The following is an 18,978-nucleotide window of genomic DNA, read 5'->3' as shown; positions in this document are numbered from 1 at the left end:
CCATGGCCACCACCGTCCCCTTTTCCACCCCGCAGGACCGCGCGAAGGAGCAGGACCGCGCGAACGAACTGCGCGATGCCCTCGCCACCCGAGTGGTGGTGGCCGACGGTGCGATGGGCACCATGCTCCAGGCTCAGGAGCCGAGCCTCGAGGACTTCCAGCAGCTCGAGGGCTGTAACGAGATCCTCAACGTGACCCGCCCCGACATCGTGCGCTCGGTCCACGACGCCTACTTCGAGGTCGGTGTCGACTGCGTCGAGACCAACACCTTCGGCACCAACTACTCCGCGCTCGGCGAGTACGAGATCTCGGACCGGATCTTCGAGCTCTCCGAGGCCGGTGCCAGGATCGCCCGTGAGGCGGCGGACGACTTCACCGCCCGGGACGGCCGCACCCGTTGGGTGCTCGGCTCGATCGGCCCCGGCACCAAGCTGCCGACCCTCGGCCACGCTCCGTACGAGACGCTCCGCGACGGCTTCCAGCTGAACGCGGCCGGGCTGATCGCCGGCGGTGCCGACGCGCTGCTAATCGAGACCAGCCAGGACCTGCTCCAGACCAAGGCGGCCGTCCTCGGCTGCAAGGCCGCGCTGTCCGACGCCGGCCTCGACCTGCCGATCCTGGCCCAGGTCACCGTCGAGACCACCGGCACCATGCTGCTGGGCTCCGAGATCGGCGCCGCGCTCACCGCGCTGGAGCCGCTCGGCATCGACTACATCGGAATGAACTGCGCCACCGGCCCGGCCGAGATGAGCGAGCACCTGCGCTACCTGGCGAAGAACGCCAGGATCGGCCTCTCCTGCATGCCGAACGCGGGCCTCCCGGTGCTCGGCAAGGACGGTGCCCACTACCCGCTCAGCCCGGTCGAGCTGGCCGACGCGCACGACAGCTTCACCACCGAGTACGGCCTCTCGCTGGTCGGCGGGTGCTGCGGCACCACCCCCGAGCACCTGCGTGCCGTGGTCGAGCGGGTCCAGGGCCGTCCGGTGGTGGCCCGTGACCCGCAGCCCGAGCCCTCCGCCTCCTCGCTCTACCAGCCGGTGCCGTTCCGTCAGGACATCTCCTACCTGGCGATCGGCGAGCGCACCAACGCCAACGGGTCCAAGAAGTTCCGCGACGCGATGCTCGCCCAGGACTGGCAGGCCTGCGTCGAGATCGCCCGCGAGCAGATCCGGGACGGCTCGCACATGCTCGACCTCTGCGTCGACTACGTCGGCCGGGACGGCGTGGCCGACATGAAGGAGATTGCCGGCCGCCTCGCCACCGCCTCCACCCTGCCGATCGTGCTGGACTCCACCGAGCCGCAGGTGCTGCGCGCCGGCCTGGAGGCGCTCGGCGGCCGCGCGGTGCTCAACTCGGTCAACTACGAGGACGGCGACGGCCCCGAGACCCGGTTCGGCCGGATCGCCTCGCTCGCCCGGGAGCACGGCGCCGGTCTGATCGCGCTCACCATCGACGAGGAGGGCCAGGCCCGCACCGCCGACAAGAAGGTCGACATCGCCGAGCGCCTGATCGGCCAGCTCACCGCCGAGTACGGCGTCGACGAGGGCTCGATCCTGGTCGACTGCCTGGCCTTCACCCTGGGCACCGGCCAGGAGGAGTCCCGCCGGGACGGCATCGAGACCATCGAGGCGATCCGCGAGCTGAAGCGCCGTCACCCGGCGGTGCAGACCACCCTCGGCCTCTCCAACATCTCCTTCGGCCTGAGCCCGGCCGCCCGCCAGGTGATCAATTCGGTCTTCCTCCACGAGTGCGTCGAGGCTGGCCTGGACTCGGCGATCGTGCACGCCTCCAAGATCCTGCCGATGGCCCGCATTCCGGAGGACCGGCGCGAGGTCGCGCTCGACCTGATCTACGACCGCCGCGCCGAGGGCTACGACCCGCTGCAGAAGCTGCTGCAGCTCTTCGAGGGCGTCAGCGCCGCCTCCACCGCGGCCTCCAAGGCCGAGGAGCTGGCCGCCCTCCCGCTGGACGAGCGGCTGCAGCGCCGGATCATCGACGGCGAGCGCAAGGGCCTGGAAGCCGACCTGGACGAGGCCCTGACGGAGCGTTCGGCCCTCGACATCGTCAACACCACCCTGCTCGCGGGCATGAAGGTGGTCGGCGAGCTGTTCGGCTCGGGCCAGATGCAGCTGCCCTTCGTGCTCCAGTCCGCCGAGGTGATGAAGACCGCGGTGGCCCACCTGGAGCCGCACATGGAGAAGTCCGACGACGAGGGCAAGGGCACCATCGTGCTGGCCACCGTCAAGGGCGACGTCCACGACATCGGCAAGAACCTGGTCGACATCATCCTGTCCAACAACGGTTACACCGTGGTCAACCTGGGCATCAAGCAGCCGGTCTCGGCGATCCTGGACGCCGCCCAGGAGCACCGCGCCGACGTGATCGGGATGTCGGGCCTGCTGGTGAAGTCCACCGTGATCATGAAGGAGAACCTGGAGGAGCTGAACCAGCGTCAGCTGGCCGCCCAGTTCCCGGTGATCCTCGGCGGCGCCGCGCTCACCCGCGCCTACGTCGAGCAGGACCTGCACGAGATCTACGAGGGCGAGGTCCGCTACGCCCGGGACGCCTTCGAGGGCCTGCGCCTGATGGACGCGCTGATCGCGGTCAAGCGAGGCGTCCCCGGTGCGGCCCTGCCGGAGCTGCGCCAGCGCCGGCACGCCCGGGTCCAGGTGGAGGAGCCGGAAGAGGTGAACCTCGGTCAGATCCGCTCCGACGTGACGGTGGACAACCGGATCCCGACCCCGCCGTTCTGGGGTGACCGGATCGTCAAGGGCGTTCCGTTCGCCGACTACTCCTCCTGGCTGGACGAGGACGCGCTCTTCAAGGGCCAGTGGGGTCTCAAGGCCGCCCGGGCCGGCGAGGGCCCGTCCTACGAGGAGCTGGTGGAGACCGAGGGCCGCCCGCGCCTGCGGATGTGGCTGGACCGCCTGCAGACCGAGGGCTGGCTGGAGGCCGCCGTGGTCTACGGCTACTTCCCGGCCGCCTCCAAGGGCGACGACCTGCTGGTCTACAACGCGGACGGTACCGAGCGCACCCGCTTCACCTTCCCGCGGCAGCGCCGCGGCCGCCGTCTCTGCCTGGCCGACTTCTTCCGTCCGGAGGAGAGCGGCGAGAAGGACGTGCTCGGCCTCCAGGTGGTCACCATGGGGAACCGGATCTCCGAGGCGGCCAACGAGCTCTTCGCCGCCAACGCCTACCGGGACTACCTGGAGCTGCACGGCCTCTCGGTCCAACTGGCCGAGGCCCTGGCCGAGTTCTGGCACGCCCGGGTCCGCTTCGAGCTGGGCTTCGGCGACGAGGACCCGCAGGACGTCAAGGACATGTTCCAGCTCAAGTACCGCGGCGCGCGGTTCTCGCTCGGCTACGGGGCCTGCCCGGAGCTGGAGGACCGGGCCAAGATCGCCGACCTGCTGAAGCCGGAGCGGATCGGGGTCGTGCTCTCGGAGGAGTTCCAGCTCCACCCCGAGCAGTCCACCGACGCGATCGTGATCCACCACCCGGAAGCCAAGTACTTCAACGCGCGCTAGCGCGGTGAACGACGGGATGGGCAACGCGCGCTAGCGCGGTGAACGACGGGATGGGCAACGCGCGCTAGCGCGCTGAACGACAAGCGCTTCAACGCGAGGTAACGAGGTAGCCGCGTTCCGTTCGTGTCGTTCCAGCGCACGGGGCGTATCCTGGATCACCCTGAACGGGCCGGTCCGCTCACCGCGGACCGGCCTGCGTCATCTCCGGGGACGCCCGCCGACGGGAAGGACGCCCACCATGACCACGATCTCCACCGCCACCCAGCTGCCCGCCCGGGGCGACGGGCTCGACCCGCAGGCCGTCCTGCTGGACATGGACGGCACCCTGGTCGACACCGAGCACTTCTGGTGGCAGGCGGAGGCTACGCTCTTCGCCGAGCTCGGCCACGAGCTGAACGAGGCGGACCGCGAGCACGTGGTCGGCGGCCCGATGAGCCGCGTGCTGGACTACCTGATCTCGACCACCGGGGTGACGCTCACCCCGGCCGAGCTCACCGTGCTGGTGAACCAGCGCTTCGTCGACCTGCTGGCCGGCGGGGTCCCGCTGATGCCCGGGGCCGAGCGGCTGCTCAACACCCTGGCCGCGCACGGCATCCCGGCCGCCCTGGTCTCGGCCTCGCACCGGCACGTGATCGACATCGTGCTGGAGAGCCTGGGCCGCCACCACTTCGCGTTCACGCTGGCCGGGGACGAGGTGGCCCGCACCAAGCCCCACCCGGACCCGTACCTGGCCGCCGCGGCCCGCCTGGGCGCCGACCCGGCCCGTTGCGTGGTGGTGGAGGACGCCCCGACCGGGGTCCGTTCCGCCGAGGCGGCCGGCTGCCCGGTGATCGCGGTGCCGTCGGTGGCGGCGATCGAGCCCGCCCCGGGGCGGACGGTGATCGGTTCGCTGGAGCAGCTGGACCTGGAGCTCCTCCGCTCCGTCGTGGCCGCCCGGGTCTGACCGGAGGTACCAGACCGGAGTCGTCCCGATGTGACTTTGCCCACCCTGGGCGATGGTCGGCACCCGCGATCGCGGGACGAATCGGGCATTGCCTGACAAGACGTCAAGGTTCCGGCCCGGACGGGCCGTCCGGCGATCACTGCCGGTGATATTCGTACAAGTTCGATGTGGCACGCTTCATCGGGTTCAGTGACCCCACGCCCGACCGTCGTGCGCCCCTACCCGGGCAGCGGCTTCGGCAGCAACCGGCTCACCGTCGGTCCGTCCGAGAAGGAACGTTCCCGCATGACTTCTGCCAACCGTCTGGCTGTACTGGCGTGTGCCACCCTGGTCGTCACCTCGGCCGCGGGCTGCGCCTCGGCGAAGAAGGTGGTCACCGGCGGCGACGACGGCAAGGGCGCCATCACGATGGGGACGACCAACGTGACCAAGGTGCTCGACCCGGCCGGTGCCTACGACAACGGGGCCTGGCTGGTGCTCAACAACACCTTCCAGTCGCTGATGAAGTTCCCGGCGGGCGCCTCCGTCCCGCAGCCCGACGCGGCGCAGACCTGCGGCTTCGCCGCTGGTGGCACCACCACCTACAAGTGCACCCTGCAGAGCGGCCTGAAGTTCTCCAACGGCCACCCGCTGACCGCCCAGGACGTGGTCTTCTCGGTCGAGCGGATGAAGAAGATCGCGGACGAGAACGGCCCGTCCAGCCTGCTCGCCACCATCGACAAGGTGACCGCCAAGGGCGACCTCGAGGTGGAGTTCCAGCTGAACACCCCGGACGCGGTGCTCCCGGCCAAGCTGGCCACGGCGGCCGGTTCGATCGTCGACCACCAGGTCTTCCCGGCCGACAAGCTGCTGCCCAACGACAAGCTGGTCGGCTCCGGCCCGTACAAGATCGACTCGATCGAGAACGGCGAGGGCGGCGGCCCGGCCAAGGTCTCGCTGACCGCCAACGGCGACTACCGGGGCGAGGCCAAGCTCCAGAACAACAAGTTCGCCCTCCGCTACTTCACCGACGCCGAGCAGCTCAAGGGCGCCCTGGAGTCCGGCGACATCGACCTGGCGGACAACAGCCTGGACCCGGCCACCTCGGCCAGGCTCAAGGACGAGCAGCTGACCGGCGCCGGCAAGCTCAAGGTGGCCGAGGGCGACAGCGCCGAGGCCCGCTTCATGGCCTTCAACACCAAGGACGCCGTCACCGGTAACGTGGCCGTCCGCCAGGCGATCGCCCAGCTGCTGGACCGCAAGGTGCTGGCCCGCGACGTGTACGCGCGCACCGTGCAGCCGCTCTACTCGGTGGTCCCGGCCGGCATCACCGGCCACAACACCGCCTTCTTCGACCGCTACGGCGAGCCGGACGTGAACAAGGCCAAGAAGCTGCTCGCCAACGCCAAGGTGCAGACCCCGGTGAAGTTCAACCTCACCTGGTCCCGCTCCCGGGCCGGCGACGCCGAGGCCAAGGAGATCAAGAAGCAGCTGGAGGCCAGCGGCCTGTTCCAGGTGAACGTCCAGCAGGAGGCGGACTGGACGGCCTTCCAGAAGGCCTGGATCGACGGCACCTACCAGGCCTACACCGTCGGCTGGACCCCGGACTACGCGGACGCGGACAACTTCGTCGGCCCGCTGCTGGTGGACGGCGGCTCCTTCCACACCGGGTGGGACGACCCGAAGATCAGTCAGAAGCTGCTGCCGGAGAGCATCAAGCAGACCGACCGCAGCGCCGGCGGCGCCTACGGCCAGGTCCAGAACCTGGTCGCCGAGGCCGTGCCGATGCTCCCGATCTTCCAGAACAAGGCCTTCTACGCCTCGCGCACCGACATCACCGGCGTGGACAGCACGGTGGACACCACCGGCGTGTTCCGCTTCTGGGAGATCGGCCGCACCAAGAAGTGACGTTCCGTCACCCCTGACACGACGAAGACACGACCGAGACACGACCAAGACACGACGAAGCCCGTCCGCTCCGAACGAGGAGCGGACGGGCTTCGTCGTACCGTCGAGCGGGTTCCAGACCCTACTGGGCACCGGGCCGGACCAGGCCGCTCTCGTAGGCGTACACCGCCGCCTGTACCCGGTCCCGCAGTTGGAGCTTGGTCAGCACGTGGCCGACGTGGGTCTTCACGGTGGTCTCGCTGACGTACAGCTCGCCGGCGATCTCCGCGTTGGAGAGGCCGCGGGCGACCAGCTTGAGCACCTCCAGCTCACGCTCCGTCAGCGCGGTGAGCGCCTGCGGCGGGGCCTCGTCGCCCGACGGCAGCTTGGTGGCGTACATGTCCAGCAGCCGCCGGGTGATCGAGGGCGCCAGCATGGCCGCGCCGTCGGCCACCACCCGGATCGCCTGCACCAGTTCCTCGGCCGGGACGTCCTTGAGCAGGAAGCCGCTGGCCCCGGCCCGGAGCGCCTCGACCACGTACTCGTCCAGGTCGAAGGTGGTCAGCACCAGCACCTTGGCCGGACCGTCCCGTCCCGGGCCGGCGATCCGGCGGGTGGCCTCGACCCCGTCCATCCGGGGCATCCGGATGTCCATCAGCACCACGTCCGGCTGGAGCGCGCGCACCTGGTCGAGCGCCTGCTGTCCGTCCCCGGCCTCACCCACCACCACCAGGTCGGACTCGGCCTCCAGGATCATCCGGAAACCGGTTCGCAGCAGCGGCTGGTCGTCGACCAGCAGCACTCGGATCGTCACTCGGACTCCTTGCTCGTCTCTTCGCTCGTCCGCCCCGCGACCGGAAGCACGTCCGGACCGGGGCCCTCGTCGTCGTTCGGCCGCCGCTGGAGCGGCAGCGGGTAGGGCGGGGGAGTGCCACCGAACTCCGGGCAGCTGGCCTTGTGGTCGCACCAGTCGCAGAGCCGGTTCCGGGTGGCCGGGAAGTCCCCGGTGGCCACCGCCCGGTTGATGGTCTCCCAGAGCGCGGTGAGCTTGCGCTCCACCGCGATCAGGTCGGCCTCGTCCGGGTCGTAGGTGACCACGTCGCCCCCGCCGCCCAGGTAGACCAGCTGGAGGCGCTTGGGCAGCACACCCTTCCACCGCCAGACCACCAGGGCGTAGAACTTCATCTGGAACATCGCCTTGCCCTCGAAGTCCCGCGAGGGCGCGCGGCCGGTCTTGTAGTCCACCAGCCGGACCTCGCCGGTCGGGGCCACGTCCACCCGGTCGATGTAGCCGCGCAGCAGCAGGCCGGAACCCAGCACCGTCTCCACGTAGAGCTCGCGCTCCACCGGGTGCAGCCGGGTCGGGTCCTCCAGCCGGAACCAACGGTCGATCAGCTTCTCGGCGTCGCCCAGCCAGCGGGTCAGCGCCGCGCCGTCCGGGTCCTCCGGGAAGAGCCCGGCCAGCTCCGGCCGCTCACCGAGCAGCCGCTCCCACTGCGGCCGCAGCAGGCCGAGCGCCCGCTCCGCGGTCCGCTCCGCCGCCGGGCTGTCGAACAGCCGCTCCAGCACCGCGTGCACCACCGTGCCCCGGGTGGCCGCCGAGCTGGGCGGTTCCGGCAGCTTGTCGATCACCCGCAGCCGGTAGAGCAGCGGGCAGGTCATGAAGTCCCCTGCCCGGGAGGGCGAGAGCCCGGTCGGCGCCAGGGCCGGCCGGGGCGCGGCCGGTGCGGCGGGCGTCTCGGTGGAGCTGTCGGTCTCGTGCTGCATACCCCGACCCTATTGCCCCGGGCTGCCATCCCGCCGTCACCCCACTGTCACGGCGGCTCCCGCGACGGTCAGGACACGGCTCTGCAACGACGGGGGCGTTCCGTGCGTTGACCGGGTACAGGACCGGCACGGCTCCGAACGCGCCGAACCGCGCCGCACACGACGGGACGCGACCACACGCGACCGCACGCGACGGCACGGCCGGTTCCGGCCGGAGATCACGTAGCGTGGCGCGGTGGAGCCCGGACGGCGGGCACGGCAGGGCGACGAGGACGAAGGGACCGCGGTGAGCGAGAGCAGGGGTCAGCAGGAGCGGCCAGGCGGCATCCTGATGGGCCGTCCGTTCGGCGTGCCGGTCTACGTCACCCCCTCCTGGTTCGTGATCGCCGGGCTGATCACCTGGATCTTCGGCGGTCAGCTCACCGAGGTGCTCCCGGAGCTGGGCGGCACCCGCTACCTGGTCTCCTTCTCCTTCGCGGTGGCCTTCTACGCCTCCGTCCTGGTGCACGAGCTGGCGCACACGGTGGTCGCGCTCCGGCAGAAGCTCAATCCGCGCCGGATCCAGTTGCAGTTCTTCGGCGGGGTCTCGGAGATCGAGAAGGAGGCCCGCACCCCGGCCCGGGAGTTCTGGCTGGCCTTCGTCGGCCCGCTGCTCTCGCTGGTCCTGGGCGGCCTGTTCTACCTGGCCTTCCTGGCGGTCCGGCCGGCCAGCGTGCCCGGGGTGCTGCTGGCCGGACTGTTCGTCAGCAACCTGGTGGTGGCCGCCTTCAACCTGCTGCCCGGCCTCCCGCTGGACGGCGGCCGCATCCTGCGGGCGCTGGTCTGGGGTCTGACGGGCCGTCCGATGACCGGCACGGTGGCCGCGGTCTGGGCCGGCCGGGTGCTGGCCCTGGCGGTGCTGGTCGGGCTGCCGGTGCTGGCCGGGGCCCGCGGCGGGGTCGAGCGTTCGACCGCCGACAGCCTGATCGACAGCGTGCTGGCCGCCGTCCTGGCCGTGATCATCTGGAACGGCGCCGGCGGCGCCCTGCGCAACGCCCGCCTCAAGCAGGCCCTGCCCGGCCTGCGGCCCGCCGGGCTGGCCCGCCGGGCGGTCCAGGTCACCGCCGACACCCCGCTCGGCGAGGCGATCCGGCGGGCCAGGGAGGCCGAGGCCGGGGCGATGGTGGTGGTGGACGGCCGGGGCGAGCCGGTCGGCCTGGTCAAGGAGGCGGCGGTGAACGCCGTCCCCGAGCACCGCCGCCCCTGGGTCCAGGTCGGCGCGCTGGCCCGCGACCTCGAACCGGGCCTGCGGCTGGGCACCGAGCTCTCGGGGGAGGAGCTGCTGACCGCGCTCCGCAGCACCCCCGCCACCGAGTACCTGGTGGTCCGCCCGGACGGCACCGTCTACGGGGTGCTCACCCTGACCGACCTGGAGCGGTACCTCAGCGGCGCGATGAACCGCCGGTGAACCGGGGCGCAGCCCCGCTGGTCGGAGGCGCTCCCCGGGTCCCTTAGGATTGCCGTCATGTCCGAACCGACCGGTGCCACCCGCCGACGCGGGCCCTTCCAGGTCGGGGACCAGGTCCAGCTGACCGACCCCAAGGGCCGCCACTACACGTTCACGCTCCAGGCCGGGAACCAGTTCCACACCCACAAGGGTGCGTTCCCCCACGACGAGCTGATCGGCGCCCCCGAGGGCACTGTCGTGCGCACCACGGGGAACGTCCCGTACCTCGCGCTGCGCCCCCTGCTCCCCGACTACGTCCTCTCCATGCCCCGCGGCGCCGCCGTGATCTACCCCAAGGACGCGGGGCAGATCCTGGCCATGGCCGACATCTTCGCGGGTGCCCGCGTGGTCGAGGCGGGCGTCGGCTCCGGCGCGCTCTCCACGTACCTGCTGCGCGCCGTCGGCGACACCGGCATGCTCGCCTCGTACGAGCGCCGCCAGGACTTCGCCGACATCGCCAAGAGCAACGTCGAGCGCTACTTCGGCGGCTCGCACCCGGCCTGGAAGCTGACGGTGGGTGACCTCCAGGACAACCTGGTGGAGACCGACGTCGACCGCGTCATCCTCGACATGCTCGCCCCCTGGGAGTGCCTGGACGTCGCCTCCAAGGCGCTCGTCCCCGGCGGTCTGATCTGCTGCTACGTGGCCACCACCACGCAGATGTCGAAGACCGTCGAGGCGCTCCGGGAGCACGGCACCTTCACCGAGCCGCAGGCCTGGGAGACCATGGTCCGCACCTGGCACCTGGAGGGCCTCGCGGTCCGCCCGGACCACCGGATGATCGGCCACACCGGCTTCCTGCTCACCGCCCGCCGCCTGGCCGACGGCGTCGAGCCCCCGCTGCGCCGCCGCCGACCCTCCAAGGGCTCGTACGGCGAGGACTACGAGGGCGGCTCTCCGGAGCAGAGCCTCGCCGAGCGCGCGGCCGCCCGGGCCGCCGCCAAGAGCGAGACCGAGTCCGAGTAGTAGCGACGACGAACGAACGAAGGGTGCACCCGTCCGCGGGTGCACCCTTCGTCGGTTCCGGGGGCGGAGCCCCAGCCGGAACCCAGCCGGAACCCGGGAGTGCCGGAGGTCATGACAGGCCCCGGGCCGTGGGATGATGCTGCCTCACATGCCACCCCGCCCAGGAGGGGACTGCCTGGTGGAACGCGCGGCCGAGACGGTGCAGATGACGACGGTTCAGACGGACCCGACCGAGACGGACCCCGGGCCGAGCGCCGGGCGGAGCGCCGGCCGGAGCCGGATACGCCACTGGGTGCTGGTCGCGGCGGCCACCGCCGCCCTGATCGCCGCCGGTCTGGCCGCCGCCCCGGCCGGGGGCGTGGTGCGCCCGGCGGCACCGCCCGCCGCCAAGGCCCCGGCGGCGCTGCCGAAGGAGTCCGCGCCGGACCCGGCCAAGGCCACCCTGCCGCTCGACTGCGGCCCGTTCCCGGTGAAGGTCTCGCTCAGCTTCACGGCCCTGCTGGACGGCCGCCCCAGCACCGTGCTGGCCGCCCACTGCGACGCCGGCAACGGCACCCCGCCGGACGGCGTCTACCTGCTGACCAACGGTCAGGACGGCCGCCCGCAGCTCGCCGCGACCCTGCTGGAGGAGACGGCGGGCCGCACCGTCACCGAGCTCAAGCTGCGCAGCGACGGCACCCTGACCGCCCGCGCGCGGGGCTACTCCAGCGAGGAGGTGCCGCGCTTCGCGCCGGACCTGCTGGTCTCGCTCTCCTGGCGGCAGAAGGCCGGCGGCGGCTGGCTCCGCACCGAGAGCTCGCAGCCGGCCGCCACCGCCTGACCCCGGCGGCCCGGCCCGGCCGCCTGACCCGGCGTCAGTCCGCGTCCGGCCCGTACACCTCGACCCGGTCGTTCACCCGGCGCACGTGGATGCAGTCGCCGGGGCACTCCTTGGCGGAGTCCACCACGTCCTGAAGCAGCGTCAGCGGCACCGGCGCGGTCTGGCCCGGCTGTTGGCGCAGCTCGTCGTCCTCGCCCTTCACGTAGGCCAGGCCGTCGATGTCCAACTCGAAGACCTCGGGCGCGTACTGGACGCAGATGCCGTCCCCGGTGCAGAGATCCTGATCGATCCAGACTTCCAGTGCTTCCTGGGTCTCCGACATGTCCCCTACCGCTCCTTCTGGCGAACTCCACGTACCGCGCCGGGCACCGCCCGGTCACGATCGGACACCGAGCCTACCCGTCGGCCGCATTAGCGGGCCGACGGTGGGTATCCACTCAGCACGGGGGGCAGCATCCGAGCGCGAAGATCGGACACGCCCGGCCTTCTTTCTGATCTACGGGTTTACCCGGCAGGAATGAAGGTAGGTTTGGGTCGTCCAGCTCCCCCAGGAGGAGGTGAGGACCGTGGCATCCCACGATGACGACTACAACCGCAGCGCCGGCCGGCCCGCACGGGGTTCCGACGACCCGGCGGCTCAGGTCTCGTACCTCGAGCAGGAGATCGCCGTCCTGCGCCGCAAGCTCGCCGACTCACCGCGCAATTCGAGGATCCTCGAAGACCGCATCGTCGAGCTCCAGACCAACCTGGCCGGCGTGACCGCCCAGAACGAACGGCTCGTCTCCACGCTCCGGGAGGCCCGCGACCAGATCGTGGCCCTCAAGGAGGAGGTGGACCGGCTGGCCCAGCCTCCCGCCGGGTTCGGCACCTTCCTGAGCGCGAACGAGGACGGCACGGCCGACATCTTCACCGGCGGCCGCAAGCTGCGGGTGAACGTCAGCCCGAGCGTCGAACTCGACGAGCTCCGCCGCGGCCAGGAGGTGATGCTCAACGAGGCGCTGAACGTCGTCGAGGCGTTCGCCTTCGAGAGCATCGGTGACATCGTCACCCTCAAGGAGGTGCTGGAGGACGGCGAGCGAGCGCTGGTCACCGGGCACACCGACGAGGAGCGGGTGGTCCGGCTCGCCGAGCCGCTGCGCGAGCTGAAGCTGCGCCCCGGCGACGCGCTCCTGCTGGAGCCGCGCTCCGGCTACGTCTACGAGGTGGTCCCGAAGGCCGAGGTCGAGGAGCTGGTCCTCGAGGAGGTCCCGGACATCGACTACCGTCAGATCGGCGGTCTGGGAAGCCAGATCGAGCAGATCCGGGACGCGGTCGAGCTGCCGTACCTGCACGCGGACCTGTTCAAGGAGTACGAGCTCAGGCCGCCGAAGGGCGTCCTGCTCTACGGCCCGCCCGGCTGCGGCAAGACGCTGATCGCCAAGGCGGTGGCCAACTCGCTGGCCAAGAAGGTCGCCGAGGTGACCGGCCGGCCGCAGGGCAAGAGCTACTTCCTGAACATCAAGGGCCCCGAGCTGCTCAACAAGTACGTCGGCGAGACCGAGCGGCAGATCCGCCTGGTCTTCCAGCGGGCCCGGGAGAAGGCCAGCGAGGGCACGCCCGTCATCGTCTTCTTCGACGAGATGGAGTCCCTCTTCCGCACCCGTGGGTCGGGCGTCAGCTCGGACGTGGAGAACACCATCGTCCCGCAGCTGCTCGCCGAGATCGACGGCGTGGAGGGCCTGGAGAACGTCATCGTGATCGGCGCCTCGAACCGCGAGGACATGATCGACCCGGCGATCCTGCGGCCCGGCCGCCTGGACGTCAAGATCAAGATCGAGCGCCCGGACGCCGAGGCCGCGAAGGACATCTTCTCCAAGTACCTCAAGGACTCGCTGCCGTTCCACCCGGACGACGTCAAGGAGCACGAGGGCTCCGTGGCGGCGACCGTCGGCGGCATGATCCAGGCCGTGGTCGAGCGGATGTACACCGAGACCGAGGAGAACCGCTTCCTGGAGGTCACCTACGCCAACGGTGACAAGGAGGTCCTGTACTTCAAGGACTTCAACTCCGGCGCGATGATCCAGAACATCGTCGACCGGGCGAAGAAGATGGCCATCAAGGCCTTCCTCGACACCGGCCAGCACGGCCTGCGGGTGGCGCACCTGCTCGCCGCCTGCGTGGACGAGTTCAAGGAGAACGAGGACCTGCCCAACACCACCAACCCGGACGACTGGGCCCGGATCTCCGGCAAGAAGGGCGAGCGCATCGTCTTCATCCGGACCTTGGTCACCGGCAAGCAGGGCGCCGAGTCCGGCCGCTCGATCGACACCGTGGCCAACACGGGCCAGTACCTGTAGGACGCCCTTCCCACCGTCCGGCTGCGGGCCCCCCACCCGGGGCCCGCAGCCGGACGGCGCGTCTTGGGACACCATCGGAACCGGGCAGCAGAACCGGGCAAGGAGGGCCGCATGACCGTACGGCGCGTGATGGGGATCGAGACCGAGTACGGCATCTCGGTGCCGGGCCACCCGAACGCCAACGCGATGCTCACCTCGTCCCAGATCGTCAACGCCTACGCGGCCGCGATGCACCGGGCACGGCGGGCCCGCTGGGACTTCGAGGAGGAGAACCCGCTGCGCGACGCACGCGGCTTCGACCTCGCGCGAGACGTGGCGGACGCCAGCCAGCTGACCGACGAGGACATCGGCCTGGCCAACGTCATCCTCACCAACGGCGCCCGGTTCTACGTGGACCACGCGCACCCCGAGTACAGCTCGCCGGAGATCACCAACCCGCGCGACGCGGTGCTCTGGGACAAGGCCGGCGAGCGGATCATGGCCGAGGCGGCGGCCCGCGCGCTGGAGCTGCCGAACGGCCAGCGGATCAACCTCTACAAGAACAACACGGACAACAAGGGCGCCTCCTACGGCACCCACGAGAACTACCTGATGCAGCGGTCGACGCCGTTCGCCGACATCGTCCGCCACCTCACCCCCTTCTTCGTCTCCCGCCAGGTGGTCACCGGCGCCGGCCGGGTGGGCCTGGGCCAGGAGGGCGGCGCGGACGGCTTCCAACTCAGCCAGCGGGCGGACTACTTCGAGGTCGAGGTCGGCCTGGAGACCACCCTCAAGCGCCCGATCATCAACACCCGGGACGAGCCGCACGCGGACGCCGAGAAGTACCGCCGGCTGCACGTGATCATCGGCGACGCCAACCTCTCCGAGATCTCCACCTACCTCAAGCTGGGCACCACCGCGCTGGTCCTGACGATGATCGAGGACGGCTTCATCACCGCCGACCTCGCCGTCGACCAGCCGGTCCGGACCTTGCACCGGGTCTCCCACGACCCGTCCCTGCAGTACCTCGTCCAGCTGCGCAGCGGGCGGAAGCTGACGGCCGTTCAGCTGCAGATGGAGTACTTCGAGCTGGCCCGCAAGTACGTCGAGGACCGCTACGGCCAGGACGCCGACGAGCAGACCGTGGACGTGCTGCTGCGCTGGGAGGACGTGCTCAACCGGCTGGAGAACGACCCGATGAGCCTGTCCAAGCAGCTCGACTGGGTCGCCAAGAAGGAGATCCTGGAGGGCTACCGCCTGCGCGACGGCCTGGACTGGGACAGCCCCCGGCTGCACCTGGTGGACCTCCAGTACAGCGACGTGCGGGCCGACAAGGGCCTGTACAACCGCCTGGTGGCCCGCGGCCGGTTCGAGCGGCTGGTGACCGAGGACGAGGTCACCCGGGCGGTCTCCAAGCCCCCGGAGGACACCCGGGCGTACTTCCGCGGCCGCTGCCTGGAGCAGTACGCCGACCATGTGGCGGCAGCTTCCTGGGACTCCGTCATCTTCGACCTGCCGGGCCGGGACTCGCTCCAGCGGGTGCCGACCCTGGAGCCGCTGCGGGGCACCCGCAGCCACGTGAAGGACCTGCTGGACCGCTGCCGGACGGCGGAGGACCTGCTCCGGGTGCTGTCCGGCGGGTAACGTCTCGATCACCAGGGGTGAACTTTCCGCGAAAAGGGAATCATCCACACGAGGCACGGACGTTGTACGGAAACCGGAAGCGGATGTCGTGGCCGGTGGATAGTGTCTGACCAACCGAGCGAGCGGGGTGAGGGAAATGGCCAGCAAGGACACCGACGGCGGTCAGCAGCGGGCGAGCCGTTCCTCCGAGGAGGTCGAGGAGCAGGCGGTCGACGCGCAGGCGTCCGACGACCTCAAGGAGCGCCAGGAGAAGCTCAGCGACGACGTCGACGCGGTGCTCGACGAGATCGACGACGTCCTCGAGTCGAACGCGGAGGATTTCGTCCGTCAGTTCGTGCAGAAGGGCGGCCAGTAGCCGCTCGTCAGTAGCTCCGCCGCGCGCGGCAATCCCGTGGGAATTCCTCCGGGGTTGCCGCGCGCGGACCATCTGACGGCCGTTTCGACACCCTGCCGAACTACCCGTCGCCGACGAGGTGGTTGAGGGGCGAAGAACGGGTAGTCTCCGGTTCACACAGCGCCAGTTGATCTACCTGGAAGGAATCGAGTGGAAGCCAACACTGGTGGCACCGGGCGTCTACCGGCTGCCTTCCTGACCCCGGGCTCGTCGTCGTTCATCGACTTCCTCGGCCAGTACTCGCCGGAGCTGCTGCCCGGCCGCCGCACCCTGCCGGAGGGCCTCACCATCGAGGCGCCGCACGGCACCACCATCGTCGCGGCGGTCTTCGACGGCGGCGTGGTGCTGGCCGGCGACCGCCGCGCCACGATGGGGAACGTGATCGCCCAGCGGGACATCGAGAAGGTGTTCCCGGCCGACGAGTACAGCGCGGTGGGCATCGCCGGCACGGCCGGCCTGGCGGTCGAGATGGTCCGGCTGTTCCAGCTGGAGCTGGAGCACTACGAGAAGATCGAGGGCGCGGTGCTCTCCCTGGAGGGCAAGGCGAACCGGCTGACCACGATGATCCGGGGCAACCTCGGGATGGCCATGCAGGGCCTGGCCGTGGTCCCGATGTTCGCCGGCTACGACCTCAACCTCAACCGCGGCCGGATCTTCACCTACGACGTCACCGGCGGCCGCTCCGAGGAGCGGGGCTTCGCCGCCACCGGCTCCGGCTCGGTCTTCGCCCGGGGCTCGATGAAGAAGCTCTACCGCGAGGGCCTGACCGCCGAGCAGGCCTCCACCCTGGTGGTGCAGGCGCTGTACGACGCGGCCGACGACGACTCCGCCACCGGCGGCCCGGACATGGCCCGCAAGATCTTCCCGATCGTCTCGCTGATCACCGAGGACGGCTTCCGCCGCCTCTCCGAGGCCGAGGTCTCCGCGATCGCGCACTCGATCACCGACCAGCGCCTCGAGCACCCCAACGGCCCGCAGGCCCCGCTCCTCTAAGCCCGCCACGAACCTCCCAGGAAGGGGCCAAGGTGTCCACACCGTTCTACGTCTCGCCCCAGCAGGCCATGGCGGACCGCGCGGAGTACGCCCGCAAGGGCATCGCGCGCGGCCGCAGCGTGGTCGTGCTGACCTACACCGACGGCATCGTCTTCGTCGCCGAGAACACCTCGCGGGCGCTGCACAAGGTCTCCGAGATCTACGACCAGATCGCCTTCGCCGCGGTCGGCCGCTACAACGAGTTCGAGAACCTGCGGATCGGCGGCGTGCGCTACGCCGACCTGCGCGGCTACTCCTACGACCGGGCCGACGTGACCGCCCGCGGGCTGGCCAACGTCTACGCCCAGACCCTCGGCACCATCTTCTCCTCGGTCGGCGAGAAGCCGTACGAGGTGGAGCTGATCGTGGCCGAGGTCGGCCGCACCCCCGAGGACGACCAGATCTACCGGCTCACCCCCGACGGCTCGGTGGTGGACGAGAAGAACTCCGTGGTGGTCGGTGGGAACGCGGACTCGATCGGCAACTACCTGGGCGAGAAGCACCGGGCCGGGCTGAGCCTGGCCGGCGCGCTCAAGCTGGCCGTGGACGGCCTGGCCCGGGATCCGAACGGCGGCACCCCGCGCACCCTGACGCCGGATCAGCTGGAGGTCGCGGTGCTGGACCGCACCCGCTTCCAGAAGCGCAAGTTCACGCGGGTGCTGGGCGGGCAGCTGAGCCGTCTGCTGGCCGGCGACGAGTCGGCCGCCGCCGAGGAGAGCACAGAGGAGTAGGGAGCAGCGGGAGCCGCCCGGCGCGGCGGCTCCCGCTCCACCGAGGCGATCTGACGGACCGTCGGCCGCCCGGGGTTTCGCAAGGCCCTCGAACAGAGAAGAGATGCCTTCATGGACCGTCGAATCTTCGGGATCGAGAACGAGTACGGCGTCACGTGCACGTTCCGGGGGCAGCGTCGGCTGTCGCCGGACGAGGTGGCCCGGTACCTCTTCCGCCGCGTTGTCTCCTGGGGCCGCAGCAGCAACGTCTTCCTTCGCAACGGCGCCCGCCTCTACCTGGACGTGGGCTCCCACCCCGAGTACGCCACCCCCGAGTGCGACGACGTCACCGAGCTGGTGACGCACGACAAGGCCGGCGAGCGGATCCTCGAGGGCCTGCTGGTGGACGCCGAGCGGCGCCTCCACGAGGAGGGCATCGCCGGGGACGTCTACCTGTTCAAGAACAACACCGACTCGGCCGGGAACTCCTACGGCTGCCACGAGAACTACCTGGTGGCGCGGCACGGCGAGTTCTCCCGGCTGGCCGACGTGCTGATCCCCTTCCTGGTCACCCGTCAGCTGATCTGCGGCGCGGGCAAGGTGCTGCAGACCCCGCGCGGCGCGGTCTACTGCGTCAGCCAGCGGGCCGAGCACATCTGGGAGGGCGTCAGCTCCGCCACCACCCGCTCCCGTCCGATCATCAACACCCGGGACGAGCCGCACGCGGACGCCGAGCGGTACCGCCGGCTGCACGTGATCGTCGGCGACTCCAACATGTCCGAGACCACCACCCTGCTCAAGGTGGGCTCCACCGACCTGGTGCTGCGGCTGATCGAGGCCGGGGTGGTGATGCGCGACCTGACGCTGGAGAACCCGATCCGGGCCATCCGCGAGGTCAGCCACGACCTCACCGGCACCCACCAGGTCCGGCTGGCCAACGGCCGGGAGGCCAGCGCGCTGGACATCCAGGAGGAGTACTACTCCAAGGCGCTGGAGTTCGCCGACCGCAAGGGCATCAACACCGGCACCATCGCCAAGGTGCTGGAGCTCTGGGGCCGCACCCTGGAGGCCGTCCGCTCCGGGAACCTCGACAGCGTCTCCACCGAGATCGACTGGATCATGAAGCACCAGCTGATCGAGCGCTACCGGGCCAAGCACAACATGGGGATGTCCAACCCCCGGGTGGCCCAGATCGACCTGGCGTACCACGACATCCACCGCCGCCGGGGCCTGTTCTACCTGCTCCAGAACAAGGGCCAGGCCCAGCGGATCACCACCGACCTCAAGACCTTCGAGGCCAAGTCGGTGCCCCCGCAGACGACCCGGGCCCGGCTGCGCGGCGACTTCATCCGCAAGGCGCAGGAGCAGCGCCGGGACTTCACCGTCGACTGGGTGCACCTGAAGCTGAACGACCAGGCGCAGCGCACCGTGCTCTGCAAGGACCCGTTCCGCTCGGTGGACGAGCGGGTGGAGAAGCTGATCGCGGGGATGTAGCCGGGCGCCGGGCG

At 70.5% G+C, this 18,978-nt stretch carries 15 protein-coding genes; 12 read left to right on the top strand and 3 right to left on the bottom strand.

Annotated features, from left to right (window positions below):
* Window positions 1–2: 2 nt before the first annotated feature.
* The 3 genes from metH (at window position 3) to ACZ6ZR_RS02465 (ending at window position 6,357) form a co-directional block, all read left to right on the top strand.
* Window positions 3–3,527, top strand: coding sequence for a methionine synthase (gene metH / locus ACZ6ZR_RS02475; protein WP_465638566.1), 3,525 nt, complete (start codon window positions 3–5; stop codon window positions 3,525–3,527).
* Between the two features lie 238 nt (window positions 3,528–3,765).
* On the top strand, window positions 3,766–4,470 hold the full coding sequence (locus ACZ6ZR_RS02470) for an HAD family hydrolase (protein ID WP_465638564.1): 705 nt from the start codon (window positions 3,766–3,768) through the stop codon (window positions 4,468–4,470).
* 285 nt (window positions 4,471–4,755) lie between these two features.
* Window positions 4,756–6,357, top strand: coding sequence for an ABC transporter substrate-binding protein (locus ACZ6ZR_RS02465; RefSeq protein ID WP_465638563.1), 1,602 nt, complete (start codon window positions 4,756–4,758; stop codon window positions 6,355–6,357).
* 121 nt (window positions 6,358–6,478) lie between these two features.
* On the opposite strand, the gene ACZ6ZR_RS02460 is transcribed toward ACZ6ZR_RS02465, so the two are convergent.
* Entirely contained in the window at window positions 6,479–7,150 is a 672-nt protein-coding gene (locus ACZ6ZR_RS02460) for a response regulator (RefSeq protein ID WP_396295431.1), read from the bottom strand.
* The gene (locus tag ACZ6ZR_RS02455; protein ID WP_465638561.1) at window positions 7,147–8,103 is read right to left on the bottom strand and encodes a RecB family exonuclease; all 957 of its coding nucleotides are present in this window, start codon (window positions 8,101–8,103) and stop codon (window positions 7,147–7,149) included. The genes ACZ6ZR_RS02460 and ACZ6ZR_RS02455 overlap by 4 nt, the downstream gene beginning before the upstream one ends.
* Before the next feature lie 286 nt (window positions 8,104–8,389).
* Between ACZ6ZR_RS02455 and ACZ6ZR_RS02450 the strand changes: the two genes are divergently transcribed.
* The 3 genes from ACZ6ZR_RS02450 to ACZ6ZR_RS02440 all read left to right on the top strand — a co-directional run bounded on the left by ACZ6ZR_RS02450 (window position 8,390) and on the right by ACZ6ZR_RS02440 (window position 11,375).
* Window positions 8,390–9,550: a site-2 protease family protein gene (locus tag ACZ6ZR_RS02450; RefSeq protein WP_465638559.1), complete on the top strand. Its 1,161-nt coding sequence runs from the start codon at window positions 8,390–8,392 to the stop codon at window positions 9,548–9,550.
* A 57-nt stretch (window positions 9,551–9,607) separates the two neighbouring features.
* Window positions 9,608–10,555 (top strand): tRNA (adenine-N1)-methyltransferase, encoded by a 948-nt coding sequence (locus ACZ6ZR_RS02445; RefSeq protein ID WP_465638557.1) that lies wholly within the window; start codon window positions 9,608–9,610, stop codon window positions 10,553–10,555.
* 205 nt (window positions 10,556–10,760) lie between these two features.
* Entirely contained in the window at window positions 10,761–11,375 is a 615-nt protein-coding gene (locus ACZ6ZR_RS02440; RefSeq protein WP_465638555.1) for a hypothetical protein, read from the top strand.
* 34 nt (window positions 11,376–11,409) lie between these two features.
* Here the strand turns inward: ACZ6ZR_RS02440 and ACZ6ZR_RS02435 are convergent, their stop codons facing one another.
* Window positions 11,410–11,697: a ferredoxin gene (locus ACZ6ZR_RS02435; RefSeq protein ID WP_465638553.1), complete on the bottom strand. Its 288-nt coding sequence runs from the start codon at window positions 11,695–11,697 to the stop codon at window positions 11,410–11,412.
* Between the two features lie 244 nt (window positions 11,698–11,941).
* Here ACZ6ZR_RS02435 and arc point away from each other — a divergent pair, with 244 nt between their 5' ends.
* From arc to pafA, 6 genes are all read left to right on the top strand, one after another.
* Window positions 11,942–13,711, top strand: coding sequence for a proteasome ATPase (arc, locus tag ACZ6ZR_RS02430; protein WP_465638551.1), 1,770 nt, complete (start codon window positions 11,942–11,944; stop codon window positions 13,709–13,711).
* Window positions 13,712–13,822: 111 nt separating this feature from the next.
* Window positions 13,823–15,334, top strand: coding sequence for a depupylase/deamidase Dop (dop, locus tag ACZ6ZR_RS02425; RefSeq protein WP_465638549.1), 1,512 nt, complete (start codon window positions 13,823–13,825; stop codon window positions 15,332–15,334).
* A gap of 136 nt (window positions 15,335–15,470) precedes the next feature.
* Window positions 15,471–15,689, top strand: coding sequence for a ubiquitin-like protein Pup (locus ACZ6ZR_RS02420; RefSeq protein ID WP_345289782.1), 219 nt, complete (start codon window positions 15,471–15,473; stop codon window positions 15,687–15,689).
* Between the two features lie 189 nt (window positions 15,690–15,878).
* Entirely contained in the window at window positions 15,879–16,721 is an 843-nt protein-coding gene (gene prcB / locus ACZ6ZR_RS02415) for a proteasome subunit beta (protein ID WP_465638547.1), read from the top strand.
* Window positions 16,722–16,753: 32 nt separating this feature from the next.
* Complete coding sequence (gene prcA / locus ACZ6ZR_RS02410) at window positions 16,754–17,491, top strand: proteasome subunit alpha (RefSeq protein ID WP_465638545.1); 738 nt, start codon at window positions 16,754–16,756, stop codon at window positions 17,489–17,491.
* Window positions 17,492–17,602: 111 nt separating this feature from the next.
* Window positions 17,603–18,964, top strand: a complete 1,362-nt coding sequence (gene pafA, locus ACZ6ZR_RS02405; protein WP_465638543.1) for a Pup--protein ligase — start codon at window positions 17,603–17,605, stop codon at window positions 18,962–18,964.
* The last annotated feature ends 14 nt before the right edge of the window (window positions 18,965–18,978 follow it).

This window comes from Kitasatospora sp. NPDC088742 (assembly GCF_055584905.1).
This window is presented reverse-complemented; position numbering and strand designations above follow the sequence as displayed.